The organism is Borborobacter xinjiangensis (assembly GCF_047739745.1).
Classification (GTDB): Bacteria; Pseudomonadota; Alphaproteobacteria; order Rhizobiales; family Rhizobiaceae; genus Pseudaminobacter.
The window spans coordinates 1-1546 of sequence record NZ_JBLLVA010000079.1; the positions used below are offsets into that span (position 1 = coordinate 1).

1 protein-coding gene is annotated in these 1546 nt (G+C 59.2%); it reads left to right on the plus strand.

Annotated features, from left to right (window positions below):
- Positions 1–81: 81 nt before the first annotated feature.
- Positions 82–1254, plus strand: a complete 1173-nt coding sequence (locus tag ACLKMW_RS26400; RefSeq protein WP_415727495.1) for an IS110 family RNA-guided transposase — start codon at positions 82–84, stop codon at positions 1252–1254.
- Positions 1255–1546: the final 292 nt, after the last annotated feature.

Sequence of the window (1546 nt, forward strand, 5' to 3'; positions counted from 1 at the left end):
AGATTCCATGAGGCGTGAACCGCGCCCGGCGCTCTGCGAGAGTGTGGTTGCACAGATGCAATCAATCTCCCGGAGACGGCCATGCAAATTCCCCAAAGCCAGTACGACAATGCCACCGCGATCCGCACCGATCTGGGCGCGATCTTTGTCTCCCTCGAACTGAGCCGGGCTACATGGCTGGTCACGTCATTATCTCCCGGCGGCGGTGAGAAGATGTCGAAGCATGTGGTTCAAGGCGGTGATGTCGGCGAATTGCTTTCCCGTTTCGCCCACCTTCAGGAGAAGGTGCGTTGCCGCACTGGCTGTGTCTTTCCAATTATTACGATCCAGGAGGCAGGGCTTGATGGGTTCTGGATCCATCGGGTTCTGCAAGACCATGGCGTCGAAAGCCATATCGTCGACGCAGCATCCATTGCCGCGTCACGGCGTGGTCGGAGGGCCAAGACCGACAGGATCGATGGCGAGACACTGGTGCGTACGCTACTCGCCTTCAAGCGTGGCGAGCCTCGCGTCTGTGCAATGGTTAGGGCCCCGAGCCCGCAAGAAGAAGACCGTCGGCGCGTTTGTCGCGAACGACGAGTTCTTATTGCCGAGCGGGTTGAGCACGTCAATCGCATCAAGGGTCTGCTCTTTGCGCAGGGCATTGGCGAATATCAGCCGCTTCGAAAGGACAGACGTATTCGGCTCGATGAGCTCCGAACCGGCGACGGCCGGGCTTTGCCGCCCCATCTCAAGGCACAGATCCTCCGAGAACTCGACCGCCTTGAACTTCTGCTCGATCATATAGCGGTTGTTGAGCGCGAGCGTGACTTGCTGGTGACTGCAGCCGATGAAAATACCACCATCACGCGGCCTGCCGCGATGTTATGCGCAATCAAGGGAGTAGGCGCCGAGATTGCAGCTGTACTCTGCACCGAGGGGTTGTCGCGGCATTTTGATAATCGCAGGCAGGTAGCCGCCTACGCGGGGTTAGCGCCGACGCCGTGGCAGAGCGGGACGATCGACCGGGAACAAGGGGTTTCGAAAGCAGGCAACCCGCGACTGCGAACGACGATGATCCAACTCGCCTGGCTGTGGCTGCGCAATCAACCGTCCTCGGCGCTGAGCGAATGGTTCTTCCACCGTGTCCAGTCTAACGGGGGACGTCACAAGAAGAGCACCATTGTCGCGCTTGCCAGGAAATTGCTCGTCGCACTCTGGAAATACGTCAGGTTGAGCGTCGTAATCGACGGTGTCGCCATGAAGGCGGCCTAAGCGACGCGCTGTATGAGCAATCCCGAAATCTTCCAGGACTGATCAATCCTGGCGGATCCAGGTGGGCGAACCGGCTCAAAGTATGGCTTCAAACGCCGCGCTTTAGAATGGTCCCGTCCTCCTGAGCCTTACCGCAACGCAAGCGGAATGATGGTGCGGCCGCGAGCGCGGCGACCGTATGTGAGTTTGAACCGGCAAGGAGCCGCGTCACGCGAAAAGGCTCAGACCATGAATCCGACAGCACACGGGGAGGATGCATCCGATGTCTTGACGCCAAACCCCTCATGTGAGC

Coding starts and splice junctions, on each gene's coding strand:
- ACLKMW_RS26400 (WP_415727495.1), top strand. CDS start 82: ATGCAAATTCCCCAAAGCCAGTACGACAATGCCACCGCGATCCGCACC.